The following is a 26,809-nucleotide window of genomic DNA, read 5'->3' as shown; positions in this document are numbered from 1 at the left end:
TTTGTAATTTATACAAAAGCTCACTTTTTTTTAAGTGAGCTTTTTTGTGTCATTTAGTTTGTTAAGATGTTATTTAAAAATAAATATATTTGTTAGAAGAGCACCATTCATCGTTAACACTATTAGAAATGAATAAGAATTTACTGAAAGAAAATATTTTAAAAAATGTAGAAATTTCTAATTCTGACATGAATAAAATATGTGACCACTTTCAGCCTTACACAATTCAAAAAGGAGAATTTTTATTAACACAAGGGAACATCTGTAAATTTGAAGGTTTTGTGTTAGAAGGATGTTTTAGAGTTTTTACGCTTGATAAAAAGGGGAATGAAAACACTTTGTATTTTGCAGCTAAAGATTGGTGGTTAATGGATTTAGATAGTTTTATGAATCAAACTCCTTCCGATTTAAACATACAGGCATTAGAAGATAGTAAGGTTTTGTTAATAGATAAATCTAACAAACAATCTTTATATGAAGAATTGCCCGTTGTAGAAAAACTCTTTCGTATTATGTCTCAAAAATCTATTGCAGCTTGGCAAAGGAGGTTGGTTAGAAATCATAGTTTAACGGCAAAAGAACGATATCAATATTTTATAGATACTTATTCAGAAATAGCATCAAAATTAACGGACAGACAAATTTCAAGTTACCTAGGAATTACCCATGAGTTTTTAAGTAAAATTAAAAAAAAGAAAGAGTAAAAAGTTAGTGTGTTGAACTTGTTCAACACTTTTACGGTTTGTATTTATGATGTTTGCTTTTTTAATACAAAATTTACAATGAGAAAAAAGCAAACACTAACCAAAAGATTTTTATTAGTTCTATTAATAGCTAGTTTTAATTTTTATTCAGGGCACGCTCAAACATCAAATGACATTACAGATAATGAGGCTTTAAAGGCAGTTTTAGCTGCCAAAGCAGCAGCAGAAAAAACGGGAGTTTTGGTAAATATTGCTGTTGTAGATGCGGGAGCTAACTTAAAATCGTTTGTCCGTATGGATGATTCTTTTTTAGGTAGTATTGACGTTTCTATTAAAAAAGCCAAAACAGCTAGGTATTTTAATATTGCTACAGGAGAGTTAGGAAAATTAACTCAACCAGGTGGTATTATATATAATATAGAATTATCTAATGGTGGTTTGATTACCTTTCCTGGAGGAATCCCTATCAAAAATAAGCAAGGAAAAATTATAGGTGCTATTGGAGTGAGTGGAGGTACCATAGAGCAAGATCATGCCATTGCCACAGTAGGTGCTAAATCAATTTTAAATTAAATAAAAATGAAACAAATTATTGTATTCGTATTCTTTTTAACAACGTGTATTGGATTTTCACAAACAAAAGAAAACAGGCAAACATCCTTAGTAGAAATAAATTCCCAAAAAACTAAGAACAATACGGTAACAGCTGTTACCTATCAAATAGACCAAAAACATTATGTGTATTCTGGTGGAGATGGACCTTTTGTAGATGCTTTTAGCATGAACTCTAAAGGAGTATTAAATTCTGTAGGGACTTATGAATTGTCTCATAAAAAAGGACCTGCAAGGGGTATGGTAGCAGACCGTATTCAAGGATCAGATTATTTATTTGTAGGAAATAAAGGGGGAGATGCTGTAGAGGTTTTTAAAATTGAAAAAGATGGAAGTTTGCAAAGAGTTTTTGTGGTAAAAGATACAGCAGAAACACATTTGGGAGTTGTAATAACCTTAAAAGTAATTCACATTAAAAAGAGCTCATATCTTTTTGTAGGTGGTTTGGAACGAGAAACACCTGGACTGAGTTGTTTTAAAATTCATGCAGATGGAAAATTAACGCATGTACAATCTATGAAAGATACCGATGAAATACATACCGATGGTATTATTGGAATGTATGCGCATCAAATTAAAGGAAAAACATTTTTGTTTACAGGAGGATTTCAAGATAATGGAATAAGTAGTTTTAGAGTATATGCTAACGGTCGTTTTAAAGCTATAAATAGTATTTCTGACAATACTGTAGATAGATATTTAACGGGAACATATCCTGTAGATGGAGTAACGCTTGGTAATCATCATTATGTAGTTGTTGGTCATAGACATCACAAATATTACAAGAGAGCAACTGGGTGGATAAAGAATACAAATTTTGTTTACCATGGTGATGGTGTTAGTGTTTTTAAAGTGACCAACAAAGGAGAATTGGTACCACATTCTGTATTGGTAAATAATGAGCAAACAAAATTAGCTGGGCAAACCCGTATTGAAATTTTAAAGGTTAACAATGATGAGGCAGTAGTTGCGATAGCAACTAGAGATGACGAAAGTATACAGTTGTGTACATTAAATAAAGATGGAATATTAATACCTACTGGGTTTTTAGAAACAGGCTATCCTATTTATTATGGAATGGCTTCACAAAAAATAGGTCAAGATCTTTTCTTTTTAGCAGGTTCTGTGGATAATAGTGTGAAAAATCTTTTTTCGTACAAAGTGAATGTTAACGAAAAAGAAAGTAAAACTTTAGAAACAAAAGTTTTAAGACATGTAGTAAATCTTAAATACATAGAAACCGCAACTACAGAGGAAATAGATAATGCTGTAGAAGGTTTTAAAGCTTTACAAAATAAAATTCCCGAAATATTAGATTTTGAATGGGGAATAAATATTAGTAAAGAAGGGCATAGTAAAGGATTTACACATTGTTTTTTTGTAACCTTTAAAGATGAAGCTTCTAGAGATATCTATTTAAATCACAAAGATCATTTAGCTTTGGTAGCAAAAGTAGGACCTTTATTAGCAGATGTATTGGTAATGGATTATTGGACTAAAATTAGTTTAAAAGAATAAAAATACAATCCATAAAAAAAGCTCACTTTTAAAAGTGAGCTTTTTTTATTTATAATAACATCTTATTTTTTTCCTCCGCTTATAATTCTAGAAATAATTCCTTTTTCATCTTTAAACTCAGCAAGTAATACTCCTGCATAATGTAAAACTAAATAAGCTATAAAGTAGTAAATAGACAATACATGAATTTCTTCCATTAAGTGATGAATAGACTTTGGTCCAAAAACAATTAAAAGACCTGTGACTAAAGAAGCTGTAATACAGATGTAAAAAATAATATAAGTCCAAGCTTTAAATTTGTCTTTAGGAGTTGTGTTTTTATCCAAAGGATTTTGAAATTTCATTTCGCCAAATACAGGCAAAGCAAAACGAATGGCAAACAATCCCGTTAATAAATATCCTAAATAGATATGCCAATTCCACATAGGTTTTCTAATACTCTTAGCTAATTTAATTGCTTGTTCGTGGGTAATTACAGTTTCTTCTTTGTTTAGAAAAGATTCAAGAATTTCTGCAACATTGTATTTGTTTAACCAAGTAGACCTTAAAAAGATGGTAATTAATAAAAGAAGCATGGCAATGGCAATAGACCAATGTATAATTCTGTAAGTCTTAGAATATGTTTTCATATTTTATAATTTTGTGTTTTAAAAATAAGGGGTTTTTTAAAATCGCCAAGCAATAAATCTACTTTTTTTGTTTCCTTGTTCCATATCTACAATTTTAACTTCTGTAGGATGGGTTTTGTTAACGGCTCTTTTAATATTTTTTAAATTCTCTTTTTGTGAAACTAAAGAAGTAAACCACGTTACTTGAGATTTATATTTTTCACTTTCCAAAGCCATGTTTTTTACAAAAGCTTCTTCACCACCTTTGTACCACAATTCGTTAGAACGACCACCAAAGTTTAAGGTTTCAGTTTCTTCAAGCTTTAAGTTTTTTACTTTTCGCTTATTCTTCTGGTCAGCATCAAAAGAATTTTTAAAGAATGGAGGGTTGCAAACAACTACATCAAAAAAATCATTAGGTTGAATGATGTTGTCTAATATGGAATTTTTAAACTGTTGATGTCTAATATCAATACTAGTTAAAAGGGGATTTTGTTCTATAATGTTTAGTGCATTATTAACAGAATCTTTATCTACTTCGCTGGCAGTGCATTTCCAATTAAAATGACAAGTTCCTAGAATAGGATAAATTAAATTGGCTCCCGTTCCAATATCTAAAAGAGAAACTTCTTTTTTAGGAGCTAATAAATCATGTACATGCAATAAATAATCTAGTCTTCCTGGTATTGGCGGACATAAATTATTTTCAGGAATATCCCAAAAAGACAATTGATAATGCTGTTTTAGTAAAGCTTTATTTAATTCTTTAACAGCTAATTTATCTGCAAACTTTAGCGTTTTATTTCCGTATTCGTTGGTAAAAACATGAGTCGATAAATTAGGATTTACGGCTATTAATTCTTCAAAATTATAATCTTCTACAAAAGGATTGTTAGAGTGCATTACTTGTTTTATTTGTTGCAAAGGTAGTAGAAACTAGATTACCAAAACGTAATAAAAAATCGTTCAAAAATATCATTTCTTTTTATCCAAATTAACGGGCTGTGTTGTACTGCTATTTGTTCTAATATAAGTGGTTTGGCATCTACAAATGGTATCCAATCTTTATTATGACTAGGATCTATTAACCAATCTTGTTTTACGGGAACGTGATATAAGGCTAGCGGAAATAAAAAATCTATTTCTTTTACACTAATGTAGTAGCCTTTAATGCAATCATTATTAATATGTGAAAATGTATGATTCTTTAAACTTAAAGGAATGTATAGTTGTGCTTTAAAATGCACGTTTTGGATAATGTTATCTGTAGCAATGCCTTTGTTGGCAAACAATGCTTTGCAAATAGGATTGTGAATTAAAGGAAACTGTTTTTCTTTTAATTTGGTTAGTTTTTGAATTAAGGAATCTTTTAAGTTAGGACCTACCCATCTATCTAACTCGTAAGTTTTGTCGGTTTTGTACAAGTAAAATTTGTAGGTAAGTTCTATGTGTGTAGTTCCTTGCGGAGTAGTACAGATATAATCTAACTCTCCAATGGTTTGATGCTTGTCTATTTGAATTTGCACATTATTGGCTAGGGGAGTATAACCTGTTTGTGCTTCTAAATTTTTATGATAAAAGACTTCTACCAATTTTCCCAGTCGATGATGCTTGCTAGTGTCAATATCTGTTAAAAGGATATTTTTAGTAAAAGGAACATCAATTTGTGGATAGTCAAAAAACGAATCCTCTTTCCATAAATTGGGTTGTACTCGTAAACCTTCATATTGATATTCTAATCTTTCTAATGTAGTCATATAAGCAAAAATAAGAATATGATTGGTTCTATAGATGTATATTTTGTGTTGTTTTTAGCTCACAATCATTATTCTAGATTACTTAATTCATCCAATTAAAAATAAACGGATAAATTTGTCCGTTTTAAAAATGTTTCTATACCTTTGGCAAAAGTTTTTACGTAAAAAACAAAATCAAAAAATCATAAGAGTATAAATCAATAAGTATTAGAAGAAATGAAAAAAGTTTGGATTGTATTTAGTAGCGTAATAGTGTTGTCTTTTGTCGCACTAATATGGGTAGGAACGGAGGTTTACCAAAAGCAGCCCCCAATTCCTAAAACGGTTGTTGTAAAAGAAACAGGAGAAGTTGTTTTTACCAAAGCCGATATTCAGATAGGGCAAAACGTATGGGAATCTATTGGAGGAATGGAAGTAGGTTCTATTTGGGGGCACGGTAGTTATGTAGCACCAGATTGGTCTGCAGATTGGATTCACAGAGAAGCTGTCTTTTTGTTAGATTATTGGGCAAAGAAAGATTTTAATAAAAACTATAACTTTTTAAATGTTGAACAACAAGGAGCGTTAAAAGCAAGATTGGTTAAAGATGTAAAAACAAATACGTTTAATCCATCAGATGAGAGCATCCAGATATCACAAGCACGTTATTTGGCTATTCAAGCAAACGCTAAACATTATGCAGATGTTTTTGCTAACGGATACGAAAAGTACGCAATTCCCAAAGGAGCTTTAACAGATGTTGCAAAATTGGCACAGTTAAATTCTTTTTTATTTTGGACATCTTGGGCAGCGAGTACCAACAGACCCGAGAAAGACTATACATATACTTCTAACTGGCCACACGAACCCTTAATAGAGAATACCATTACTGTAGATTCACAAATTTGGTCTGGATTTTCTATTGTTTTATTGATTTTATTTGTGGGGATTTTAACGTACTATTATTTATCAAACCATGAAAAAGGAGAAGCTGTAAACAATCCAAAAACAGATCCTTTAGAAAAGTTAAAGTTTACAAAATCTCAAAAATCAGTATTAAAATATTTTATAGTAATATCTCTATTAATAGCTTTACAGGTGGTATTAGGAGCGGTTACAGTTCATTATACCGTAGAAGGACAATCGTTCTTTGGTTTTGATTTGTCTAGCTTCTTACCATATTCAGTAACAAGAACATGGCACACACAATTGGCTGTATTTTGGATTGCTGCTACATGGCTAGCCACAGGATTGTTTTTAGCACCTATGATTAGTGGTAAAGAAATGAAATACCAAGTATTTGGAATTAACTTTTTGTTTGGAGCCTTATTGGTTATTGTGTTAGGTTCTATGATGGGAGAGTGGTTAGGTGTTCACCAGTTTTTAGATTTAACAACCAATTTTTTCTTTGGCCACCAAGGATATGAGTACATGGATTTAGGTAGATTCTGGCAAATTTTCTTAGGAATAGGTTTGGTATTATGGGTAGTAATGGTGGGACGACATATTATTTATGCCATTAAAAAGAACGATGATTCTAAACATCTATTAATCATTTTATTGATTTCTGTAATGGCTATCGGGATGTTCTTTTTCTCTGGATTGGTGTATGGAGAAAACAGTAGTTTACCGGTAATTAATTACTGGAGATGGTGGCTAGTACACTTGTGGGTGGAAGGTTTCTTTGAAGTATTTGCAACGGTGGTGATTGCGTTTATATTTTCTAGAATGAAAATTATATCCGCTAAAACAGCTGGAAAAGCTTCTATAGCTTCGGCAACTATTTTCTTAGCAGGTGGAATTATAGGGACTTTACATCACTTGTATTTTTCTGGAACACCAGTACAAGCCATTGCTTTGGGAGCTACTTTTAGTGCTTTAGAAGTAGTGCCGTTAACCTTAATGGGATTTGAAATTAGAGAAAATTGGAATTTGCTAAAAAGCAATCCATGGATTCAGAAATTTAAATGGCCTATCTATTTCTTTATAGGAGTTTCCTTTTGGAATTTGGTAGGAGCTGGAGTGTTTGGATTTTTAATTAACCCGCCAATTGCATTGTATTACATTCAAGGATTAAACACTACAGCTGTTCATGCGCATACCGCTTTGTTTGGAGTGTACGGATTGTTAGGAATGGGATTCATTATTATTTGTCTTCGTTTTTATTCTGATAGAGTTTGGGATAGCAACTATTTAAAAAGAGCCTTTTGGTTGTTAAACATTGGATTGGTTGCTATGGTAATGTTGAGTTTGTTACCTATTGGAATTATTCAAGCTTATACCTCTATAACTAAAGGATATAGTTTTGCTAGAGATTCAGAATTGTTATACTCACCAACAGTACAAGTATTAAAATGGATGCGAATTGTAGGAGATGTTATTTTCTCTTTTGGAATTTATTACTTCTGTTTGTTTACTATAAAAGAAACTATTTACTGTTTTAAGAAAAAATAAATAGTAATAGTAAAAAAAGCGAACATCTAGGTGTTCGCTTTTTTGTTATAAATAGGTGTGTAAAAAAGGCAGACTAGCTACTGCGGATTCTTTAATACATATGTAGTGTTTCGGAATATTTATTTCATCTACCTTTGGGTCTATTATATATACAGGACAATCTTTAGGAATATAGTCAACTAAGCTAGCAGCTGGGTAAACTTGTAAACTGGTTCCGATAATTACAAATATATTGGCAGTTTCGCAAATACTAGCAGCTTTGTCCAACATAGGAACTTCTTCTCCAAACCAAACAATATTAGGTCTTAGTTGATGTCCTTGTGGGCAAACGTCTCCTAATTTGATTTGTTTACCTGTAATGTCAATTATATAATTGGAGTTTTTACTGCTTTTAGCTTCTGATAATTTTCCGTGTAAATGCAATACTTGTTTGCTACCAGCACGTTCGTGCAAATCATCTACATTTTGGGTTATAATTTGAACGTTGTATTTTTTTTGTAATTCAGCTAAAAACAAATGTGCTTTGTTAGGAAATACTGTTTCTGCTTGTGTCCTACGCTGATTGTAAAAATCTAGCATCAATGCAGGATTTTTAGACCATCCATCAATAGAAGCCACTTCCATCACATCGTGGTTTTCCCACAAACCGTTGCTATCTCTAAAAGTTTTAATGCCACTTTCGGCACTAATACCTGCTCCTGTAAGAATCACTAAGTTTTTCATGTGATGTTAATTCCAAATCTCGTTAGATTCAGTTAAAATTACAGGCTCTTTATCAGTAACCAATATAGTTTGTTCATGTTGTGTAACATACCCTCCTTTATCACCAACCAACGTCCAACCATCATTTAACTCTAAAGCAATGGTAGATTTTGTTGATATAAAAGTTTCTATAGCTACTGTTGTATTCTTTTTAAATCTTTCACGGTTTGATTTGACTCTGTAATTTAAAATATTTTCAGGTTCTTCGTGCAAACTTCTTCCCACTCCGTGCCCTGCTAAATTTTTAATAACTTTAAATCCCTGTTTTTTAGCTTCCGTTTCAATGATTTGTCCAATATCAGCTATTTTAACGCCTCCTTTAATATTGTGAACTGCTTTTTTTAGAATGTTTTTAGAAGCGTTAACAAGTGGTTGATGATGATGTATATCTTTTCCAAGCACAAAAGAAGCTCCATTGTCTGACCAAAATCCATTTAACTCAGCCGAAACATCAATATTTATCAGATCACCTTCTTTTAGAATTTTATTTTCAGATGGAATTCCGTGTGCTGCTTCTTTGTTTACACTAATGCAAGTGTAACCAGGAAAGTCGTAAGTTTCATAAGGTGCAGACTTTGCTCCGTAACTTCTTAAAATTTCACCTCCATATTCATCTAATTCTTTGGTAGACATACCTACAGTTGCATGTGCTATCATTAATTTTAGTGTAGTTCCAACCACTTCACTAATTTTTTTCATTCCAATAAGTTCAGACTCTTTTGTGATAGACATTTTGTATATTTTTTAATTAAAACTAAAATTACTTTTTTTTGTTTAAAATTTCATAGTCAAACCAATTCTTTTCTGATCTAGGTCTAATTGAATTACTTTAACGTTTACTATCTGGTTTAGTTGTAGCACATCATTAGGTGATGAAATAAACTTATCGGTAATTTGAGAAATATGAACCAAGCCATTTTCTTTAATTCCCAAATCTATAAAAGCACCAAAGTTGGTAATATTACTTACTTGTCCTTTTAAAATCATTCCTTCGTACAAGTGATTGATGTTGGTAATGTTTTCATCAAAAACCAACTGATCGTCTTGATTTCTTGGATCCTGATTTGGTTTAGCCAGTTCGTTTAATAAATCCGTTAACGATAAAACTCCAATTTTTTCTTGTAATTCTTCATCATCTACCAAAGTCAAGGCTTTTTCATTTCCAATTAAATCAGGAATAGGAACGTTTAGTTTTTTAGCTATTTGATTTACTTCTTTGTACAATTCAGGGTGAATTCCCGTATTATCTAAAGGTTGATCTCCTTGTAAACGTAAAAAACCAGCACATTGTTCAAAAGCTTTGTTACCCAGTCTAGGAACTTTTTTAAGTTGATTGATGTTGGTAAACTTTCCGTTTTCGGTTCTATAATCTACAATGTTTTGAGCCAGAGCAGGTCCAATTCCCGATATGTATTGCAATAAATATTTGCTAGCAGTATTTAGTCGCACTCCAATTTTATTTACGCATCTTTCTACAATATGATCTAATTCCGACTTTAACAAAGTTTGATCCACATCGTGTTGATACTGGCCAACTCCAATAGACTTTGGATCAATTTTAACCAGCTCTGCTAAAGGATCCATTAATCGCCTACCAATACTTACTGAGCCACGAACTGTAATATCGTGGTTAGGGAATTCTTCTCTACCAATTTCAGAAGCGGAGTAAATAGATGCACCGTTTTCGTTGACCAAATACACGGCAATGTCTTTGGCAAGATTCATAGATTTTATCAAGCTTTCGGTTTCTCTACCCGCAGTTCCGTTCCCAATAGCAATTGCCTTAATTTTATGCTTATTTAGTAGTTGTACTACTTTATCTATACTTTTACTACGCTGTTGCTGTGGAGGATGAGGGTAGATTACAGTGTCTTCTAACAAATCTCCTTGAGCGTTTAAACAAACCACTTTACAACCTGTTTTAAAACCAGGGTCTATAGCCAATACTCTTTTTTTACCAATAGGACTTGCCAATAAAAGTTGTTCTAAGTTTTTAGAAAACACGTTTACTGCATCTATATCGGCTTTTAGTTTTATTTCTTTGATAAGCTCTTTTTCTAAAGCAGGCTTTAAGTTTTTGCTATACGTACTTGCTATGGCTTGTTGTAATAGTTTACTTGCTTGATTGTTACCTTTTATAAAGTTTTTTTCTAGCAAAGCAATGGCTGTTTGTTTGTCTATAGAAATTCCAGAAGTTAACAAACCTTCTTCCGTAGCTCTTAAAATTGCCAATACTCGATGCGATGGTACTCTGGTTGCTTTTTGTTCAAACTCAAAATAGGTTTTATAAGTTTGAGCTTCTTGCTCTTTCCCTTTTTTTACTTTACTTGTTAAAAGTCCGTCTCTAGTATATAACCTTCTTAACTGATTTCTACTATAACTATGCTCTGCAATCCATTCACTAACAATATCCAAAGCACCTGCAATGGCATCTTCTTCTGTTTTAATAGCTCCTTTTACAAAACGACTAGCATTTACATCAGTAGCGTTTTGAGACATAATTATTTTAGCCAAACCTTCCAATCCGTTTTCTTTAGCAACACTTGCTTTGGTTTTACGTTTGGTTTTATAAGGCAAAAACAAATCTTCCAACTCTTTTTTGTCCCAAGAGTTTTCAATTCTGTTTCGTAAGGTAGCATCGGTTATATTTTGATTGTCAAGCGTTTCTAGTATATGTGCTTTTCTTTTGATAATCTCATCCACTAATACCGATTGTTTTTGGATGTTAAAAATCTCAAAATCCTCTAAACCACCAGTTTGGTCTTTTCTGTATCGGGCAATAAATGGAATGGTAGCTCCTTCATTTAAAAAGTTTAAAATGGTGTTTACCTTTCCTTCAGATATATTTGTAAGCTTTGCTACTTGTAAAGCATTATCAATATTTGTCATCTTTTTAATGTTTATGGGAGGGTAAATATAGTTTTTATACCCGATAATGTAGAAACTTAATTGTTATTACTAGTGTCATTTTATTAACTTGCAGCATATTGATTTTTTACGATGACTTTGATTACTAAAATTCGCCATTTTTTTGAAAGACATGGTTTTGATGTTTCTTCAAGACTGGCAGATCGGTTAGGGATGAGAACAGCCAATGTGCGTTTGTTCTTTGTGTACATATCATTTGTAACCTTAGGAGTTTCTTTTGGAATTTACCTAACCTTGGCTTTTTTATTAAAATTAAAAGATATGATTCGTACCAAACGAACCTCTGTGTTTGATTTATAGAACTGTATGCTAAACAAAATATATAAAGGGTTATTTTTATTTGCTGTTGTTCTAGCTATAGGAACTGTAGTTTTCTTTTTGGCATTTGACTATACGTTAGTAAATGCTTTTTTTATGACCATTATTACCATTACCACTGTTGGTTTTGGAGAGGTACAACCTTTAGATAGTGCAGGTAAACTTTTTACCATTTTATTATTGTTAATGAGTATTGGTGTATATGGATACTTGGTAACTGTTATTTCAGATTTTTTTTCAAACAATGTACTTATGGAAGCTTTTCGTATCAAAAAAGAGTTAAAAGAAATTGCCAAGTTAGAAGGGCATACCATTATTTGTGGTTTTGGTAGAAACGGTAGACAGTCTTATGAAAAGCTAAAGAAGTTTAACAAAACTTGTGTGGTTATTGAGCAAAAAGAGGAATTTATAGAAAATCCTATGTACCAAGATGTACAATTTGTAAAAGGAGATGCCACAAGTGATCTTGCTTTAAAAAATGCAGGAATAGCAAAAGCATCCCATTTAATAGCCGCTTTACCTTCGGATGCTAATAATGTGTATATTGTGCTGTCTTCAAGACAATTAAATTCCAAACTAAATATTGTTAGTAGGGCTAATGATGAAAATGCTACTGAGAAATTAAAAATAGCAGGAGCCAATCATGTAATTATGCCCGATAAGTTGGGAGGAGATCACATGGCTTCGTTATTAGTTACTCCAGATTTAGTTGAGTTTGTGAATAGAATTAATATGGAAGGAGATTCCAATGCCAATTTAGAAGAAATTGGTGTTGATGAATTGCCAGAAGAATATATGATGAAATCTATTCAAGATTTAGACGTTCGCAGAAATTCAGGGTGCAACGTTATTGGTTTTATCACTTCAGAAGATGAATATATTGTCAACCCGTCATCAAAAATGATTTTAGAACCCCACTGTAAATTAATCGTTTTAGGAAGGCCTGAACAAATTAAAAAATTTAAAGAAATTTATGAGTAAACTAATCAAACAACTACTAAGTCTAATTGTATTATTAATTCCAACCATCACTTTTGCTTCTATAGATGAGGTGATAGAGGAAAACTTTCAACCCATTTCTCACGCAGTCACACAAGTTGTGTTCTACTCCGTTCCTATAGGACCTAAAAATGTACCTATTGTATTGATTGTTTTATTATTAGGGGCTTTGTTTTTTACCCTGTATTTTAAGTTTGCTAATATTCGTCTTTTGGGAGTAGCCATTAAAGCAACCAAAGGAGATTACGATGCGTTAGATCACGCATACGAAGAAGGAGAAAGTATTGAAAAAATTATAGATGTAGCTGAATCTAACAAAGAAAGAAAAATAACACCTGTTATTGGAGAAGTTACACATTTTCAGGCTTTAACAGCAGCATTGTCTGCTACTGTTGGGTTAGGAAATATTGCAGGGGTAGCCGTAGCTATTGCTTTAGGAGGACCGGGTGCTATTATATGGATGATTTTAGCAGGTTTTTTAGGAATGTCTACAAAACTAGTAGAAGCTACTTTAGGAGTTAAGTATAGAGAGGTAGGAGCAGATGGTAAAATCTACGGAGGACCTATGTATTACTTAAAAAAGGGATTAAAAGAAAAAAACATGGCTGGCCTAGGTAAGGTATTAGCTATTATGTATGCCATTTTTGTTGTAGGAGGTTCTTTTGGAGGAGGAAACATGTTTCAATCTAACCAAGCTACTGCACAATTCATGTCACTAACCGGATTGGAATCAGGATTTATTTTTGGATTGGTTTTAGCGGCTTTGGTTGGAATTGTGATTATTGGAGGAATTAAAAGAATTGGAAAAGTAACCGAAAAGATTGTTCCGTTTATGGGAATTTTATTTGTGGGAGCTTCATTAATTATCATTTTTAAGAATTTTGATATGATTCCTAATGCAGCTGTTCAAATATGGAAAGGTGCTTTTGAGAGTGATGCCTTGTTAGGAGGTGTTGTGGGGGTGATGATTGTAGGTTTTCAGAGAGCTGCTTTTTCTAATGAGGCAGGAGTCGGTTCTGCATCTATTGCGCATGCCGCTGTAAAAACTAAATTTCCTGCAAGTGAAGGTATCGTTGCCAGTATTGGACCTTTTGTAGACACTGTTGTTATTTGTACCATGACTGCTTTGGTGATTGTTATTACGAATTTAAAATATAGCTTGTTTGAATATGCCAATTTAGAAGGTAGTAATGTAGTTATGAATGGATCGGGACAAAAATTAGGAGGAGTAGATTTAACTTCTGCCGCTTTTGATTCTGCCATTCCACACTTTTCTGTAGTCTTAACCATTGCGGTTATTTTATTTGCATTTTCAACCATGTTGTCTTGGTCTTATTATGGAATTCAGGGATGGAGTTATCTTTTTGGAAAAAGTAAATTGGCCGATACTACTTATAAAGTCTTATTTTTATTCGTAATTATTGTAGGAGCTTCTTCTAGTTTAAATTCGGTAGTAGAGTTTTCTGATTCTATGATTTTTGCCATGGTATTTCCAAATGTTTTAGGATTAATTATCTTAGCCCCTAAAGCCAAACAAGAAATTAAACGCTATTTAACAGCTATTAAACATAAAGTAGAAGACTAACTTAAAAGTATCTTTTCGTATGAAAATTTTCAAATCCCATTTCAGTTACTCAAAAAGTCAACGAAATGGGATTTTTGTATTGATTGTAGTTGTCTTGTTGGTACAAGCCTTTCTCTATTTTTTTGAGTTTAAGAATAAGGATACAGGATATGAGTTAAGTCCCATTGCTCAAAATATTCAGAAACAGTTAGATAGTTTGTCACAAGTAGAGAGTTCTGACTATGTTTTAAAGCCTTTTAATCCTAATTATTTAAGTGACTATAAAGCGTATCAGTTAGGAATGTCTGTAGCAGAAATAGATCGATTGTTGGCGTATAGAAAAACAGAAAAGTACATCAATTCCGTTGAAGACTTTAAAAAGGTTACTAAAGTATCAGATTCTTTATTGCATCAACTAGCACCTTATTTTAAATTTCCAGAATGGGTTACCCGTAAAACAGCACAAAAGAAAAAGATAGTAGCTAAAAAAATGGTTGTTAAAGACCTTAACAAAGCTACTGTTAAGGAGTTGATTACTATTAAGGGAATTGGAGAGACTAGAGCCAACAGAATTGTAAAGTACAGAGAAAAACTACAAGGTTTTACTTATAATTCCCAAATAGATGAAGTTTGGGGCTTGCCTCCAGAAGTTTTATTGCGTTTAAAAAAAGAATTCCAAATTTTATCCACACCCCATATAAAAAAGATAAATGTGAATAAAGCAACTGTTAGTGAGTTAAGTAGTATTGTTTATATAAATTATAAACAAGCTAAATCTATCATTGACTATAGAAAAGAAGTGGCTGAAATTCAGAATTTAGCAGTGTTAAAAACAATAAGCAATTTTCCGGTAGATAAGTTTGACTTAATAAGTTTATATTTGCAGGCTCACTAAAACAACTAAAATCTTTTTTGAATGAATTTCGAGACGAATGAAACCCAAAAAATGATAGCACAATCGATTAAAGATTTTGCTAAAATTCACATCACACCAAATATTTATCAATGGGACGAGTCTCAAGTTTTCCCCGTAGAACTATTCAAGTCGCTAGGAGAAATGGGATTTATGGGAGTTTTGGTACCAGAAGCCTATGGAGGTTCTGGGTTAAGTTATCATGAATACATTACGGTAATAGAAGAAATTTCTAAAGTAGATCCTTCTATAGGACTGTCTGTTGCTGCGCATAATTCTTTATGTACTGGTCATATTTTGCAATTTGGTAACGAAGCGCAAAAAAAGAAGTGGCTGCCTAAATTAGCCACTGGTGAATGGATTGGTGCTTGGGGATTAACGGAGCACAATACAGGTTCTGATGCAGGAGGAATGAGCACAACAGCCGTTTTGGATGGTGATGAATATGTGATTAACGGAGCTAAAAACTTTATTACCCATGCTATTAGTGGAGATATTGCTGTAGTTATTGTAAGAACTGGTGAAAAAGGAGATTCCCATGGAATGACTGCTTTTGCGATTGAAAAAGGAACCCCAGGATTTAGTTCAGGAAAAAAAGAAGATAAATTAGGAATGCGAGCTTCAGAAACTGCAGAATTGGTTTTTGATAACTGTAGAGTTCCTAAAGAAAATGTGTTAGGAGAAGTAGGAGATGGATTTATTCAATCTATGAAAATCTTAGACGGAGGAAGAATTTCTATAGCAGCCTTGTCTATAGGAATTGCCAAAGGTGCTTATGAAGCCGCTTTAAAGTACTCTAAAGAAAGAATACAGTTTGGAAAGCCAATCTCATCTTTTCAAGGAGTTTCGTTTAAATTGGCAGACATGGCAACGGAAATAGAAGCTTCAGAATTGTTGACCCATAAAGCTGCTGCCAAAAAAGAATTAGGAGAAAAAATGACGACCATTGGAGCTATGGCTAAAATGTTTGCTTCAGAAACCTGTGTAAGAGTAGCTAATGAAGCCGTTCAAATTCATGGAGGATATGGGTATACCAAAGAGTTTCCTGTAGAGAAGTTTTATAGAGATAGCAAGCTGTGTACTATAGGAGAAGGAACTACTGAAATACAAAAAGTAGTGATTTCTAGAAATATTTTAAAATAAGGACTTTATATCATTATTTAAAACTATCTTTGCAGTCCAAAATTAGAAATAACCACATTTAAAATATATCACGACGATGAAAGGAGGTGCCTCAGTATGTTAATCATTCCTATAAAAGACGGAGAAAATATCGATAGAGCGTTAAAACGTTTTAAAAGAAAATTCGATCGTACAAAAACGATGAAAAATTTACGTGAACGTCAGCAGTTTAATAAACCTTCTGTTGTCAATCGTAAACAAAGAATCAAAGCTTCTTACGTTCAGCGTTTAAGAACAAACGAAGAACAAGCATAATTAGCTTTTTCAAAACAAAAACCCTGTGAATTTCACAGGGTTTTTTTGTACCTTCCATTTAAATAATTGATGCTGATGGAGTTGCTTACGAAGTTTATAGACTACTTGTCTTTAGAAAAAAACTATTCAAAACATACAACTACTGCTTACCAAAAAGACATTCTTGATTTTTTTGAATTTCTGGAGTCAGATTTTCAAGTAGTTGATGTTAAGGAGGTTGAGCATGTTTATATAAGATCTTGGATTGTGTTTTTAAATCATAAAAACATTGGCAATCGTTCTGTGAATAGAAAAATTACCTCTTTAAAATCATTTTATTCCTTTCTGTTAAAAGTAGGAGAGGTTGATAAAAATCCTTTGTCAAATCAAAAAAGTTTAAAAACGGCTAAGAAAATAATGATCCCTTTTAACGAACGAGAGATTGAAGAAGCCATGTTGATTACAGATGACACTTTTAGCGTTTTTGAGCAGAAAAGAAACAAGTTAATTATTCATTTGCTCTATGCAACAGGCATAAGACAGGCTGAAATCATCGGTTTAAGGTATAAAGATGTAGATCTTAAAGAAAAAACCATAAAGGTTTTAGGGAAAAGAAATAAAGAGCGTATTCTACCTGTGTACAAGGAAGTTGTTAATGAAATAGAAGAATATTTAAAAGAAAGAGCGCAGATTATTGGCGATAGTGACTCTTTTTTTGTGACGAAAAAAGGAGTTAAAATGTACAATGCTCTTGTGTATCGAATTATAAATTCCTACTTTAGTAAGGTCACGACGAAGCAAAAGAAAAGTCCACACGTATTAAGACATTCTTACGCAACGGATTTGGTTAACAATGGGGCAGATTTGAATTCGGTAAAAGAGTTGTTAGGGCACTCAAGTTTAGCGGCTACACAAGTTTACACCCATAATAGTCTAGACAAATTGAAGCAAGTGTATAATCAAGCACACCCTAGAAGTGCTAAAAAAAAGTAATTCGTATGAAAATAAATGTTCAGTCAGTAAATTTTACAGCAGACAAAGATTTGGTTGTATTTGTAAACAAAAAGGTAGAAAGCTTAGAGAAATATCATGACAAAATAGTTGATGGAGATGTGTTTTTAAAAGTGCAACAAACCAGTGAGAAAGAGAATAAAGTAACTGAATTGAAGTTAAATATTCCGGGTCATGACTTAATGGTGAAAAAAGAAGCGAAGACTTTTGAAGAAGGGATAAATTTGTGTGCGGATTCCATGAAAAGACAGTTAATGAAGATCAAAGAAAAGGAAAGAGAACTTCAACATTAAAAAAAATAAAAATATTTCGTTTTTTTTTTGGTTGATATCTAAAACTTTATAAATTTGCAGTCCGTTAAGATAGCGGGCTGCTTTTTATTTGCAGCGACTATTTAAAAGCCGATATAGCTCAGCTGGCTAGAGCAGCTGATTTGTAATCAGCAGGTCGTAGGTTCGAGTCCTATTATCGGCTCAAAAAAAAGAAAGTCGTTCTTTTACATTTTAAGGTAAGGTGAGATACTCAAGTGGCCAACGAGGGCGGACTGTAAATCCGCTGACTATGTCTTCGAAGGTTCGAATCCTTCTCTCACCACAATTAAGGCTTAAGTAATATTAAGTTCTTTCTGATGAAAATCAGTAAATCGCGAAAGTAGCTCAGTTGGTAGAGCGTCAGCCTTCCAAGCTGAATGTCGCCGGTTCGAACCCGGTCTTTCGCTCAATTTAAAACCCAAGCCGGTGTAGCTCAGTTGGTAGAGCGCATCCTTGGTAGGGATGAGGTCACCGGTTCAAATCCGGTCATTGGCTCAATAAGGATTAAAAAGGTTTAAAATAAACACTAATTTATATAACTAAGAATTAAAATTAATAATCATGGCAAAGGAAACATTTGACCGTTCGAAACCGCACTTAAACATCGGTACAATCGGACACGTTGACCACGGTAAAACTACTTTAACTGCTGCTATTACTACAGTATTAGCTAACGCTGGTTTATCAGAATTGAGATCTTTCGACTCTATCGATAACGCACCAGAAGAAAAAGAAAGAGGTATTACTATTAACACTTCTCACGTAGAGTATTCTACAGCTAACCGTCACTACGCTCACGTTGACTGTCCTGGTCACGCGGATTACGTAAAGAACATGGTAACTGGAGCTGCTCAAATGGATGGTGCTATTTTAGTAGTTGCTGCTACTGATGGACCAATGCCACAGACTCGTGAACACATCTTATTAGGACGTCAGGTTGGTATTCCTCGTATCGTTGTTTTCTTGAACAAAGTTGATATGGTTGATGATGAGGAGTTATTAGAGTTAGTTGACATGGAAGTTCGTGAATTGTTATCTTTCTACGACTATGATGGTGATAACACTCCAGTAATCCAAGGATCTGCTTTAGGAGGGTTAAACAATGAGCCTAAGTGGGTTGATTCTATTATGGAATTAATGGCTGCTGTTGATGAGTGGATTGAAGAGCCAGTTCGTGAGGTTGAGAAAGATTTCTTAATGCCTATCGAAGATGTATTCTCTATTACTGGTCGTGGTACTGTTGCTACAGGACGTATCGAAACTGGAGTAGCTAACACTGGAGATTCTGTTGATATTATTGGTATGGGAGCTGAGAAATTAGTTTCTACTATTACAGGAGTTGAAATGTTCCGTAAGATATTAGATAGAGGTGAAGCTGGAGATAACGTAGGTATCTTATTAAGAGGTATTGCAAAAGAAGATATCAAAAGAGGAATGGTAATCTGTAAGCCAGGTTCTGTAACTCCACACGATAAATTCAAAGCTGAGGTTTATATCTTAAAGAAAGAAGAAGGTGGACGTCACACTCCATTCCACAACAACTACCGTCCACAGTTTTACGTACGTACAACTGACGTAACAGGTACTATTAACTTACCTGATGGAGTTGAAATGGTAATGCCAGGAGATAACTTAACTATTACAGTTGATTTACACTCTCCAATTGCAATGAACATTGGTTTACGTTTTGCTATCCGTGAAGGAGGTAGAACAGTAGGTGCTGGTCAGGTAACTGAAATCTTATAGTCGTAAGACATATAAAAATAAGGAGCTTGTTTTAAAGCAAGCTCCAATTTTACGGGCGTAGCTCAGTTGGTAGAGCACTGGTCTCCAAAACCAGGTGTCGGGAGTTCGAGTCTCTCCGCCCGTGCTAATAAGGAACGAAGGAATTATATTTTATATAATTCCTTTTTTTACCAATCAAGTTAAAAAAAGATATAAAATTATTCGCATGTTGAATAATTTTATATCTTTGCACGACTTTTTAAGAGAAGAAAATGAATATTATTAATTACATAAAGTCATCGTTTATTGAGTTAAAGGATGAAATGACATGGGTATCTAAAGAAGAAGCTCAAAAATCTACTGTAGTAGTTGCTATTTTTACGATTATTTTCGCATTAACAGTGTTTGTAGTGGATCAATTTTTTCAAACAGGCCTAGAGTGGTTTTTTAATATTTTAAAGTAAAAGTAAATTATGGCTGATTCTGTAAAGAAGTGGTATGTAGTAAGGGCTATTGGTGGTCAAGAAAATAAGGTGAAAACCTATATTGAAAATGAAATTTCACGTCTTGGATTATCTGATTATGTAGATCAAGTATTAGTGCCAACAGAAAAAGTTGTTCAAGTTCGTAACGGAAAGAAATCTACACGTGAACGTGTTTATTTTCCAGGTTATGTAATGGTAGAAGCAAATTTAGCAGGAGAAGTTCCTCACGTAATTAAAGCCGTAACAGGAGTTATTGGTTTTTTAGGTGAGACAAAAGGAGGAGAGCCTGTTCCTATGAGACAAAGTGAGATTAATAGAATGTTAGGTAAGGTTGATGAATTAACAGTTCAACCAGATCATAATATTGCGATTCCTTACGTATTAGGAGAGACTGTAAAAGTAATTGACGGACCCTTTAATGGTTTTGATGGTACTATTGAGGTTATTCACGAAGAGAAGAGAAAACTTGAAGTTATGGTTAAAATCTTTGGTAGAAAAACACCATTGGAATTAAGCTATATGCAAGTAGATAAAATATCATAAGAAACAAAAGAGTGTTACAAGTTAATTTTGTGTTTTGCTTCCAAACGATAACACAAGGTTTAATTTAATTTTATATTAAAAATGGCAAAAGAAGTAAGTAAGATTGTAAAATTACAGGTAAAGGGAGGGCAAGCAAATCCTTCACCACCAGTAGGTCCTGCTTTAGGTGCTGCCGGAGTTAACATTATGGAGTTCTGTAAGCAATTTAATGCTAGAACTCAAGACAAACAAGGGAAAGTATTACCAGTAGCAATTACTGTGTATTCTGATAAATCTTTTGAGTTTGTTGTTAAAACTCCTCCAGCTGCAGTTCAAATTTTAGAAGCTGCTAAATTAAAGAGCGGATCTGGAGAACCTAACCGTAAAAAGGTTGCAAGTATATCTTGGGATCAGGTTAAGACTATCGCAGAAGACAAGATGCCTGACTTAAATGCATTTACTGTAGAGTCAGGAATGAAAATGATCGCAGGTACTGCAAGATCAATGGGTATAACTATAAGCGGAGATGCTCCATTTTAATCAATAAACGAAGTAAACATGGCAAAATTAACAAAAAAGCAAAAGGAAGCTAAAGCTAAGATTGACAGTTCAAAAGTTTATTCTTTGAATGAGGCATCAACATTAGTGAAAGATATTACATCTGCAAATTTTGATGCATCTGTAGATCTTGCTATCCGTTTAGGAGTAGATCCTAGAAAAGCAAATCAAATGGTTCGTGGAGTTGTAACATTACCACACGGAACAGGAAAAGACGTTAAAGTACTAGCATTAGTTACTCCAGACAAAGAAGCAGAAGCTAAAGAAGCTGGTGCAGACTACGTTGGATTAGACGAGTACTTAGCAAAAATTAAAGCAGGTTGGACAGATGTTGATGTGATCATCACGATGCCATCTTGTATGGGTAAATTAGGACCGTTAGGACGTGTTTTAGGACCAAGAGGATTAATGCCTAACCCTAAGACAGGTACAGTTACTATGGATATTGCTAAGGCAGTAAAAGAAGTAAAAGCTGGTAAGATTGATTTTAAAGTAGATAAGACTGGAATTGTACACGCTGCAATTGGAAAAGTTTCTTTTGATGCTGCTAAAATTTCTGAAAACGCTAACGAATTAATTCAAACTATTATTAAGTTAAAGCCTACTGCTGCTAAAGGAACTTACATTAAGAGTGCATTTATCTCTTCTACACAGTCTCCTTCAGTACAATTAGACCTTAAATCGCTTTAATTAGCTGTTAAAACTCATAGACAATGACAAGAGAAGAAAAATTTCAAGTAATTGAAGATTTAACAAGCCAATTAGCGGAGAATTCAGTAATCTATTTAGCTGATATTTCAGGATTAGATGCTGCAACTACTTCTAACTTAAGAAGAGCTTGTTTTAAGGCAGATATTAAATTATCTGTAGTGAAAAATACATTGCTAGAAAAAGCAATGGAAAAGTCTGATAAAGACTTTGGTGATTTACCATCAACTTTAAAAGGAAATACATCTGTGTTTTACGCAACAGTAGCTAACGCTCCTGCGAAAGTAATTCAAGATTTCTTTAAGAAATCTAAAGCAGAGAGACCTTTATTGAAAGGTGCTTACATAGCTGATGAAGTTTATGTTGGAGCTGATCAATTACCTGCATTAGTTGCAATTAAATCTAAAGAAGAGTTAATTGGTGATATCATCACTATCTTACAGTCTCCTATTAAAAACGTTGTTTCAGCGTTAACTAATGAAGAACGTACAGATAGAGCTGGTGAAGCTGTAGAAGCATCTACAGAAGAAGCAGCAGAATAATTACGCGCACAAATAAATTATAATACAACACGTTTTTAAATAAACGAAAAAAAGAATCAAAATGGCAGAATTAAAAGATTTCGCAGAACAATTAGTTAACTTAACAGTTAAAGAAGTAAATGAATTAGCTACTATCTTAAAAGATGAGTACGGTATCGAACCAGCTGCTGCTGTAGTTGTAGGTGGTGCTGCTGGAGGTGGTGAAGCTGCTGAAGAGAAGAGTGAATTTGACGTTATTTTAACTGAAGCAGGAGCTTCTAAGTTAAAAGTAGTTAAAGCTGTTAAAGAATTAACTGGATTAGGATTAAAAGAAGCTAAAGCTTTAGTTGATGGAACTCCATCTGCAATTAAAGAAGGTGTTTCTAAAGAAGAAGCAGAAGGAATCAAAACTTCATTAGAAGAAGTTGGTGCTAGTGTAGAGTTAAAGTAATCTTTACGATACAAAACCTTATAGGTTTAGGTCTTTCCCTTAGGGGATAGACCTAAACCATTTTTTGCGTTTAAATAGTTCCTTATTTAACGCAGACCAAAAATGAGCTTACAAAAAGAAAAACGAATTATTAATTCATTTAAATTTTTTCACCTTTGGCAACGAAAAATAATACAAGAGTTAACTTTGCTTCAGCCAAACTAAGTACAGAATATCCGGACTTTTTAGATATTCAGATTAAGTCTTTCCAAGACTTTTTCCAGTTGAAAACTAAGGCTGACGAAAGAAGCGATGAAGGTTTGTACAAAACCTTTATGGACAATTTTCCAATTACTGACACAAGAAACAACTTTGTGTTAGAATTTTTAGACTATTTTGTAGATCCGCCTAGATACTCTTTAGAAGAGTGTATAGAACGTGGATTAACTTATAGTTTACCATTAAAAGCTAGATTGAAATTGTATTGTACAGATCCTGAACATGAGGATTTTGAGACAATTGTGCAAGATGTGTACTTAGGTACTGTTCCTTACATGACCAACTCAGGTACATTCATTATTAACGGTGCAGAGCGTGTTATCGTTTCTCAATTACACCGTTCTCCAGGGGTATTCTTTGGACAATCTTTCCATGCAAACGGTACAAAATTATATTCAGCAAGAGTAATTCCTTTTAAAGGATCTTGGATTGAATTTGCTACCGATATCAATCAAGTAATGTATGCTTATATTGATAGAAAGAAAAAATTACCTGTTACTACTTTATTCCGTGCAATTGGATTTGAGAGAGATAAGGACATTTTAGAGATTTTTGACCTTGCAGAAGAAGTTAAAGTTTCTAAGTCTGGATTAAAGAAAGTATTAGGAAGAAAATTAGCTGCTCGTGTATTAAGAACATGGTTTGAAGACTTTGTAGATGAAGATACAGGAGAAGTTGTTTCTATAGAACGTAACGAGATTGTATTTGATCGTGATACTGTTTTAGATAAAGAACACATTGATGAGATTGTTGATACAGGAGTAAAAACAATTTTATTACATAGAGAAGATAATGGAAATGGTGATTATGCTATTATCCACAACACCTTACAAAAGGATCCTACCAACTCTGAAAAAGAAGCCGTAGAACATATCTATAGACAATTACGTAATGCTGAGCCGCCAGATGAGGAAACTGCAAGAGGAATTATTGAAAAATTATTCTTCTCTGAGCAACGTTACAACTTAGGTGAAGTAGGACGTTTTAGAATGAACAAGAAGTTAGGATTAAATGAGTCTTTAGACGCTAAAGTTTTAACTAAAAATGATATTATCACTATTATCAAGAACCTAATTGAGTTGGTAAACTCTAAGGCGGAAATTGATGATATTGACCACTTATCTAACAGACGTGTACGTACAGTAGGTGAACAATTAGCAGCTCAATTTGGAGTTGGTTTATCTCGTATGGCTCGTACGATTAGAGAACGTATGAATGTACGTGATAACGAGGTGTTTACACCGATTGACTTAATTAACGCGAAGACTTTATCTTCTGTAATTAACTCATTCTTTGGAACCAACCAGTTGTCTCAGTTTATGGATCAAACGAATCCATTAGCAGAGATTACTCACAAACGTAGATTATCCGCTTTAGGACCTGGAGGTTTATCTAGAGAAAGAGCAGGATTTGAGGTTCGTGATGTTCACTATACTCACTACGGTCGTTTATGTCCTATTGAAACTCCTGAAGGTCCAAACATTGGATTGATTTCATCTTTAGCTGTATATGCAAAAGTGAACAATTTAGGATTTATAGAAACAGCTTACCACAAAGTAACTGAAGGAAAAGTTAACACTGTTGATGCTCCTATTTATTTAAGTGCTGAAGAAGAAGAAGGAATGAAATTTGCTCAGTCAAACATTGCTATTGCAGATGACGGACAAATTCAGTTAGAAAAAGTTATTGCTCGTGAAGAAGCTGATTATCCAGTTGTTACTCCACAAGACATTGACTATATGGATGTATCTCCAAACCAGATTGCCTCTATTTCAGCTTCTTTGATTCCTTTCTTAGAACACGATGATGCCAACCGTGCTTTGATGGGATCTAACATGATGAGACAAGCTGTACCATTATTACGTCCTGAAGCTCCTATTGTAGGAACAGGTTTAGAGCGTAGAGTTGCTAAAGATTCAAGAATCTTAATCAACGCACAAGGAACAGGTGAGGTTATTTATGTAGATGCAAATAAGATTACTATTCGTTATGAAAGAACTGAGGAGGAAGCTTCTGTAAGTTTTGATTCTAGCGAAATTACTTATAACTTAATTAAGTTTAGAAAAACTAACCAAGGAACTTCTATCAACTTAAAGCCAATTGTAAAAGTTGGAGATGTAGTTGAAGAAGGACAAGTATTGTGTGAAGGTTATGCTACACAAAAAGGTGAATTAGCCTTAGGACGTAACATGAAAGTTGCCTTTATGCCTTGGCAGGGATATAACTTTGAGGATGCGATTGTGATTTCTGAAAAAGTGGTAAGAGAAGATATTTTTACTTCTATCCACATTGATGAATATTCATTAGACGTAAGAGATACAAAGTTAGGTGCTGAAGAATTAACCAACGATATTCCTAACGTTTCTGAAGAGGCTACTAAAGACTTAGATGAAAACGGAATGATTCGTATTGGTGCTGAAGTAAAACCTGGAGATATTTTAATTGGTAAGATTACTCCAAAAGGAGAATCTGATCCTACACCAGAAGAAAAATTATTACGTGCTATTTTTGGAGACAAAGCTGGTGATGTAAAAGATGCTTCTTTAAAAGCTTCTCCATCTTTAAGAGGAGTTGTAATTGGTAAGAAATTATTTAAGAAAGCTGTTAAAGATAAATCTAAGAGAGTTAGAGATAAAGAGCAAATTGAGACATTAGAAGCTCAGTACACTCATGACTTTGAATCTTTAAAAGATACATTAATAGACAAGTTGTTTACTTTAATTTCAGGTAAAACATCTCAAGGAGTTCAAAACGATTTAGGAGAAGAAGTTTTCCCTAAAGGTAAAAAGTATACTTTAAAAATGTTAAACTCTGTTACAGACTTTACGCATTTAACTAAAGGAGCTTGGACTACAGATGATAACTTAAACAATTTAGTTGCAGAATTAATTCACAACTATAAGATTAAAGTAAGTGATTTACAAGGAGCACTTAGACGTAAGAAATTCTCTATTACTATTGGAGATGAATTACCAGCAGGTGTTTTAAAATTAGCAAAAATTTATATAGCTAAGAAACGTAAGTTAAAAGTTGGAGATAAGATGGCAGGACGTCACGGTAACAAAGGTATTGTTGCTCGTATTGTACGTCAAGAAGAAATGCCATTCTTAGAAGACGGAACACCAGTAGACATCGTATTGAACCCATTAGGGGTACCATCTCGTATGAACATTGGACAGATTTACGAAACTGTTTTAGGATGGGCAGGACAAAAATTAGATCAAACGTATGCAACACCAATTTTTGATGGAGCAAAATTAGATCAAATTAATGCCTTAACAGATGAAGCAGGTATTCCAAGATTTGGACATACTTATTTATATGATGGAGGAACTGGAGAGCGTTTTGATCAACCTGCAACAGTAGGGGTGATTTACATGATTAAGTTAGGTCACATGATTGATGATAAGATGCACGCACGTTCTATTGGACCTTACTCACTAATTACACAACAGCCATTAGGAGGTAAAGCTCAATTTGGAGGTCAACGTTTTGGAGAGATGGAAGTATGGGCATTAGAGGCCTATGGAGCATCTAATATTTTACGTGAAATTTTAACGGTTAAGTCTGATGATGTTATTGGTAGAGCTAAAACTTACGAAGCTATCGTAAAAGGAGAGCCTATGCCAGAACCAGGTTTACCGGAATCATTCAACGTGTTAATGCACGAATTGAAAGGTTTAGGATTAGACGTACGATTAGAAGAATAACTAGAGTATTAAGTAAA

The 26,809-nt window shown here is 33.5% G+C and carries 26 protein-coding genes and 5 tRNA genes; 25 read left to right on the top strand and 6 right to left on the bottom strand.

Going from position 1 to position 26,809, the window contains the following annotated elements; translation table 11 throughout:
- Positions 1-128 precede the first annotated feature (128 nt).
- From GGR97_RS06480 to GGR97_RS06470, 3 genes are all read left to right on the top strand, one after another.
- The gene (locus tag GGR97_RS06480) at positions 129-704 is read left to right on the top strand and encodes a Crp/Fnr family transcriptional regulator (protein ID WP_167897710.1); all 576 of its coding nucleotides are present in this window, start codon (positions 129-131) and stop codon (positions 702-704) included.
- A gap of 78 nt (positions 705-782) precedes the next feature.
- Positions 783-1,277 (top strand): GlcG/HbpS family heme-binding protein, encoded by a 495-nt coding sequence (locus tag GGR97_RS06475; protein WP_167897709.1) that lies wholly within the window; start codon positions 783-785, stop codon positions 1,275-1,277.
- Positions 1,278-1,283: 6 nt separating this feature from the next.
- Complete coding sequence (locus GGR97_RS06470; protein WP_167897708.1) at positions 1,284-2,834, top strand: Dabb family protein; 1,551 nt, start codon at positions 1,284-1,286, stop codon at positions 2,832-2,834.
- 62 nt (positions 2,835-2,896) lie between these two features.
- On the opposite strand, the gene GGR97_RS06465 is transcribed toward GGR97_RS06470, so the two are convergent.
- Genes GGR97_RS06465 through GGR97_RS06455 form a run of 3 tightly spaced genes read right to left on the bottom strand, consistent with a single transcriptional unit; the run spans position 2,897 to position 5,199 of the window.
- Positions 2,897-3,463 carry a cytochrome b/b6 domain-containing protein gene (locus GGR97_RS06465; RefSeq protein ID WP_167897707.1) on the bottom strand — a complete coding sequence of 189 codons (567 nt, stop codon included), beginning with the start codon at positions 3,461-3,463 and terminating at the stop codon, positions 2,897-2,899.
- Positions 3,464-3,499: 36 nt separating this feature from the next.
- Complete coding sequence (rlmF, locus tag GGR97_RS06460; protein WP_245229461.1) at positions 3,500-4,366, bottom strand: 23S rRNA (adenine(1618)-N(6))-methyltransferase RlmF; 867 nt, start codon at positions 4,364-4,366, stop codon at positions 3,500-3,502.
- 17 nt (positions 4,367-4,383) lie between these two features.
- A complete protein-coding gene (locus GGR97_RS06455; RefSeq protein ID WP_167897705.1) occupies positions 4,384-5,199 on the bottom strand; it encodes a DUF1853 family protein in 816 nt (271 codons plus the stop codon).
- Between the two features lie 216 nt (positions 5,200-5,415).
- On the opposite strand from GGR97_RS06455, the gene GGR97_RS06450 reads away from it, so the two are divergent.
- Positions 5,416-7,632 carry a nitric-oxide reductase large subunit gene (locus tag GGR97_RS06450; RefSeq protein ID WP_167897704.1) on the top strand — a complete coding sequence of 739 codons (2,217 nt, stop codon included), beginning with the start codon at positions 5,416-5,418 and terminating at the stop codon, positions 7,630-7,632.
- A gap of 45 nt (positions 7,633-7,677) precedes the next feature.
- Here GGR97_RS06450 and GGR97_RS06445 read toward each other — a convergent pair whose 3' ends face one another.
- From GGR97_RS06445 to GGR97_RS06435, 3 genes are read right to left on the bottom strand one after another with little or no spacing between them, the layout of a single operon-like run.
- Positions 7,678-8,355 carry an SIR2 family NAD-dependent protein deacylase gene (locus GGR97_RS06445; RefSeq protein WP_167897703.1) on the bottom strand — a complete coding sequence of 226 codons (678 nt, stop codon included), beginning with the start codon at positions 8,353-8,355 and terminating at the stop codon, positions 7,678-7,680.
- Between the two features lie 6 nt (positions 8,356-8,361).
- On the bottom strand, positions 8,362-9,126 hold the full coding sequence (gene map, locus GGR97_RS06440; RefSeq protein WP_167897702.1) for a type I methionyl aminopeptidase: 765 nt from the start codon (positions 9,124-9,126) through the stop codon (positions 8,362-8,364).
- A 42-nt stretch (positions 9,127-9,168) separates the two neighbouring features.
- Positions 9,169-11,283: a Tex family protein gene (locus GGR97_RS06435; RefSeq protein ID WP_167897701.1), complete on the bottom strand. Its 2,115-nt coding sequence runs from the start codon at positions 11,281-11,283 to the stop codon at positions 9,169-9,171.
- 111 nt (positions 11,284-11,394) lie between these two features.
- Between GGR97_RS06435 and GGR97_RS06430 the strand changes: the two genes are divergently transcribed.
- The 21 genes from GGR97_RS06430 (at position 11,395) to rpoB (ending at position 26,792) form a co-directional block, all read left to right on the top strand.
- Positions 11,395-11,622, top strand: a complete 228-nt coding sequence (locus GGR97_RS06430; RefSeq protein ID WP_209272330.1) for a PspC domain-containing protein — start codon at positions 11,395-11,397, stop codon at positions 11,620-11,622.
- 6 nt (positions 11,623-11,628) lie between these two features.
- Positions 11,629-12,621, top strand: a complete 993-nt coding sequence (locus GGR97_RS06425) for a potassium channel family protein (RefSeq protein ID WP_167897700.1) — start codon at positions 11,629-11,631, stop codon at positions 12,619-12,621.
- Positions 12,614-14,224: an alanine/glycine:cation symporter family protein gene (locus GGR97_RS06420; protein ID WP_167897699.1), complete on the top strand. Its 1,611-nt coding sequence runs from the start codon at positions 12,614-12,616 to the stop codon at positions 14,222-14,224. Before GGR97_RS06425 ends, GGR97_RS06420 begins: the two co-directional genes overlap by 8 nt.
- A gap of 19 nt (positions 14,225-14,243) precedes the next feature.
- Entirely contained in the window at positions 14,244-15,098 is an 855-nt protein-coding gene (locus tag GGR97_RS06415; protein ID WP_167897698.1) for a helix-hairpin-helix domain-containing protein, read from the top strand.
- A 21-nt stretch (positions 15,099-15,119) separates the two neighbouring features.
- A complete protein-coding gene (locus GGR97_RS06410) occupies positions 15,120-16,259 on the top strand; it encodes an acyl-CoA dehydrogenase family protein (protein ID WP_167897697.1) in 1,140 nt (379 codons plus the stop codon).
- 96 nt (positions 16,260-16,355) lie between these two features.
- Complete coding sequence (gene rpsU / locus GGR97_RS06405) at positions 16,356-16,553, top strand: 30S ribosomal protein S21 (protein WP_167897696.1); 198 nt, start codon at positions 16,356-16,358, stop codon at positions 16,551-16,553.
- Positions 16,554-16,628: 75 nt separating this feature from the next.
- Complete coding sequence (locus tag GGR97_RS06400; protein ID WP_167897695.1) at positions 16,629-17,525, top strand: tyrosine-type recombinase/integrase; 897 nt, start codon at positions 16,629-16,631, stop codon at positions 17,523-17,525.
- Between the two features lie 5 nt (positions 17,526-17,530).
- Positions 17,531-17,836 (top strand): ribosome hibernation-promoting factor, HPF/YfiA family, encoded by a 306-nt coding sequence (hpf, locus tag GGR97_RS06395; protein ID WP_167897694.1) that lies wholly within the window; start codon positions 17,531-17,533, stop codon positions 17,834-17,836.
- Positions 17,837-17,943: 107 nt separating this feature from the next.
- Positions 17,944-18,017 (top strand) — tRNA-Thr (locus GGR97_RS06390).
- Between the two features lie 38 nt (positions 18,018-18,055).
- Positions 18,056-18,137 (top strand) — tRNA-Tyr (locus GGR97_RS06385).
- A gap of 51 nt (positions 18,138-18,188) precedes the next feature.
- Positions 18,189-18,261, top strand: a tRNA-Gly gene (locus tag GGR97_RS06380).
- A gap of 15 nt (positions 18,262-18,276) precedes the next feature.
- A tRNA-Thr gene (locus tag GGR97_RS06375) sits at positions 18,277-18,349 on the top strand.
- 66 nt (positions 18,350-18,415) lie between these two features.
- A complete protein-coding gene (gene tuf, locus GGR97_RS06370; RefSeq protein WP_167897693.1) occupies positions 18,416-19,600 on the top strand; it encodes an elongation factor Tu in 1,185 nt (394 codons plus the stop codon).
- 51 nt (positions 19,601-19,651) lie between these two features.
- A tRNA-Trp gene (locus GGR97_RS06365) sits at positions 19,652-19,724 on the top strand.
- 127 nt (positions 19,725-19,851) lie between these two features.
- Positions 19,852-20,043: a preprotein translocase subunit SecE gene (secE, locus tag GGR97_RS06360; protein ID WP_167897692.1), complete on the top strand. Its 192-nt coding sequence runs from the start codon at positions 19,852-19,854 to the stop codon at positions 20,041-20,043.
- 9 nt (positions 20,044-20,052) lie between these two features.
- Positions 20,053-20,607, top strand: a complete 555-nt coding sequence (gene nusG / locus GGR97_RS06355) for a transcription termination/antitermination protein NusG (protein WP_167897691.1) — start codon at positions 20,053-20,055, stop codon at positions 20,605-20,607.
- 81 nt (positions 20,608-20,688) lie between these two features.
- Positions 20,689-21,126 (top strand): 50S ribosomal protein L11, encoded by a 438-nt coding sequence (gene rplK / locus GGR97_RS06350; RefSeq protein ID WP_167897690.1) that lies wholly within the window; start codon positions 20,689-20,691, stop codon positions 21,124-21,126.
- Between the two features lie 18 nt (positions 21,127-21,144).
- A complete protein-coding gene (gene rplA, locus GGR97_RS06345) occupies positions 21,145-21,834 on the top strand; it encodes a 50S ribosomal protein L1 (RefSeq protein ID WP_167897689.1) in 690 nt (229 codons plus the stop codon).
- 23 nt (positions 21,835-21,857) lie between these two features.
- Positions 21,858-22,394: a 50S ribosomal protein L10 gene (rplJ, locus tag GGR97_RS06340; RefSeq protein ID WP_167897688.1), complete on the top strand. Its 537-nt coding sequence runs from the start codon at positions 21,858-21,860 to the stop codon at positions 22,392-22,394.
- Between the two features lie 61 nt (positions 22,395-22,455).
- Positions 22,456-22,824 (top strand): 50S ribosomal protein L7/L12, encoded by a 369-nt coding sequence (rplL, locus tag GGR97_RS06335; RefSeq protein WP_167897687.1) that lies wholly within the window; start codon positions 22,456-22,458, stop codon positions 22,822-22,824.
- A 155-nt stretch (positions 22,825-22,979) separates the two neighbouring features.
- Entirely contained in the window at positions 22,980-26,792 is a 3,813-nt protein-coding gene (gene rpoB / locus GGR97_RS06330) for a DNA-directed RNA polymerase subunit beta (RefSeq protein WP_167897686.1), read from the top strand.
- Positions 26,793-26,809 lie beyond the last annotated feature (17 nt).

The organism is Wenyingzhuangia aestuarii, from assembly GCF_011927765.1.
Lineage (GTDB): Bacteria > Bacteroidota > Bacteroidia > Flavobacteriales > Flavobacteriaceae > Wenyingzhuangia > Wenyingzhuangia aestuarii.
The sequence above is the reverse complement of the archived record's forward strand: the minus strand, read 5'-3'. Positions and strand labels throughout refer to the sequence as shown.